Raw genomic sequence first — 2,500 nt, 5'->3', positions numbered from 1 at the left:
CCTCGACCCAATCCACAAACTTAAATCTGCTGATGGATGTAAATCTAGCGCTTACAGTAGAGCTAGGTAGAACGAATATGTTCATCAAAGATGTCAACGGTTTGAACGAAGGTATTGTTGTAGAATTGGATAAGAATGTGGGTGAAGACTTGGACATTCTCGCGAACGGTCGTTTAGTTGGAAGAGGTAAACTTGTGGCAATGGATGATTTCTACGGAATTCAAATTACGGAAATTGTGGATCAAAGCAGAAGACTTTAAATTCGAAATCGCATATTTTCGTTTCAAGTTGTTTTCGACATTTGTAAAGATAATTTCTAAATTTTATAAGTGAGCAACAATCTTTCCGTAACAACTTCTTCCTCTAAAGTTTGTCCCGCCATTTGAAAACGCTTCAGCATGGAACGTCCGTTTAATATGGGAATTTCCGAAGAGAAAAGTCCTTTGGGATATTGAATATCGATAATTTTGGAACCTGATTTTTTACTGCCATCGATGCTAAGGGCGATTTTTACCCCTCGTAATTTTGCGTTTTCAATACTGTCATATAAATCTTTAAGAGAAAAGGATTGAGCCCCGTACAATATAGGTTGTGAATCCTTATAGGGAGGATCACAATATATCAAATCATCCGCTTCTGCGGCATCGAAAGCGTCTTTGTAATTTAAGTTTAAAAATTCACAATCTGCGACGCGATTACTCCAGGAATAAACTCTTTCAGCAAAGGATTTCGGAGAAAGTGGATTGTGAATTCCACAAGGAGTTGACATGTAACCGTCTACTTTACGGAATCTTACTACGCCGCCATAACAGGAACGGGATAAAAACAATAAGTCTTTAGGATTCGGATTGAGATTATACGAACTCTTTATGATTTCATAAGCTTTTTCTTTTCCAAATTCTTCTATCAGCGCATAATTTTCGGTATAGTCTAGAATCAACTCATCAGGGTTTGATTTCAACTTCTGAAAAATATCAATCAGCGGTTTGAATATATCGGATCCAATACCTTTTTGAGGAGATAAGGTTGCTATAACTGCACCACTACCTAAAAAAGGTTCGTGGTAGGCTTTTATTTTTTTAGGAAAATAAGAGATGATCGTATCCGCATATTTTTGCTTGTTTCCAATCCATTTTAAAAGTTGTCCTTTTAGCGGACTTTTAACCAATTGCGATTCCATTGGGAAAAGAAACGACATGATTATATAATCAAAATACCTTAAACGAGGGCAACTGGAAAAACGTGGAATCCATTTTACCTATGAAGCAGAGTCCTTTTTCATAAACTTCAATATGGTCGTCTAATCAACCATATTCTTTCATTACGACAAAGAGCTGTAAAATTTAAAGAATAGAGTCGTTGAAAAATTTCGTAGTTCAAGCTTAACAAAACTGCTTTAATCGACCGTTTTCATGAAACAGAAACAGATGAAGAATTAATTTTTCAACAACTCTAATGAAAAATTCATTTTATATTGGAAAATTTTTTCTCATTTCCAACGGCCGAACTCACGTTGAATACCAATATTAAGTAAAAAAGTAGCGGAGTTTACAGTGTTAAATAATTCGAAAAAGCCTTATCCTTTTTGGGCCTCGGATTCAAGGCCTTTCGATTGATTCCGAATGAACTTCTACTTATAAGCTTTGTTGAAATGTTTTAGGAACAAGTTCGTGGTAGAAACTCCAACGAAAAAGTCGTTTCTGCTTTGAAAATAACATTCAATTTTTTTGATCTGTATTTCCTAAAACCGATTTTAAGATCGAACGGAAATTCGTCAAATTGAGAGGTAAAACGATTTCCGTTTTTTTGTCGGAAATCTTCTCAAATTCTTTGATAAATTTTTGACCGATTCTGAGTTTAACTGCGTCCTGTCCACCTTTTGCGTTGATCGACTGAGCGAGTAGTTCGATCCCTTTTGCGGTTGCAATTGCAATGGCTTCCACTTCTTTAGCGACTCCTTCGGCTTCGTTGATTCTTTTTTGTTTTTCGCCTTCAGACTTGTTGATGGCTTCTTCTTTAAAACCGAGAGATCGGTTGATTCTCGCGTCCCTATCTCCTTCCGAAAGAGAGATCTGCGCCTTTTTTGAGATCTGCGCTTTTTTTTCTTTTTCCATCGCTTCTAAAATGGACTTAGGAGGAGTGATGTTTACGATTTCGTATCGATTGACCTTGATTCCCCAAGATTCGGCGGCTAAGTCTAAAACTTCCAGAATCTTACTGTTGATCGCGTCTCTGGTCTCAAACGTAACATCCAAATCCATCGTTCCTATGATGGCGCGCATCGTAGTTTGGGCGAGTTGAGAAGCCGCAAATTGATAGTCGTTGATTCCATAACTCGCTTTGTATGGATCCAGGACTTTAAGATAAAGAATTCCATCCATCTCCACTTTCACGTTGTCTTTTGTAATACAAGTCTGAGGAGGAACGTCCGTGGCTTGTTCTTTCAACGTATGATAGTATGCATCCTTTTCAAGGAAAGGCCAAAGAAGATGAAGACCTG

At 37.4% G+C, this 2,500-nt stretch carries 3 protein-coding genes (2 of these 3 cut by a window edge); 1 reads left to right on the top strand and 2 read right to left on the bottom strand.

The features are described from left to right. On the top strand, positions 1-260 hold the final stretch of the coding sequence (gene fliN, locus CLV95_RS00735) for a flagellar motor switch protein FliN (RefSeq protein ID WP_002721846.1). Its footprint begins 265 nt before the window's first position; the window shows 260 of its 525 coding nt (coding positions 266-525); its start codon lies beyond the left edge, outside the window; its stop codon occupies positions 258-260. 56 nt (positions 261-316) lie between these two features. On the opposite strand, the gene CLV95_RS00730 is transcribed toward fliN, so the two are convergent. Then, complete coding sequence (locus CLV95_RS00730) at positions 317-1,198, bottom strand: Dam family site-specific DNA-(adenine-N6)-methyltransferase (RefSeq protein ID WP_016762643.1); 882 nt, start codon at positions 1,196-1,198, stop codon at positions 317-319. A 520-nt stretch (positions 1,199-1,718) separates the two neighbouring features. Then, positions 1,719-2,500 carry the 3' portion of an SPFH domain-containing protein gene (locus tag CLV95_RS00725; protein WP_002731746.1) on the bottom strand. Its footprint extends 151 nt past the window's final position, so 782 of the gene's 933 nt are visible here — the last part of the coding sequence; its start codon lies beyond the right edge, outside the window; the stop codon is at positions 1,719-1,721.

The organism is Leptospira borgpetersenii serovar Javanica, from assembly GCF_003046425.1.
Lineage (GTDB): Bacteria > Spirochaetota > Leptospiria > Leptospirales > Leptospiraceae > Leptospira > Leptospira borgpetersenii.
The sequence above is the reverse complement of the archived record's forward strand: the minus strand, read 5'-3'. Positions and strand labels throughout refer to the sequence as shown.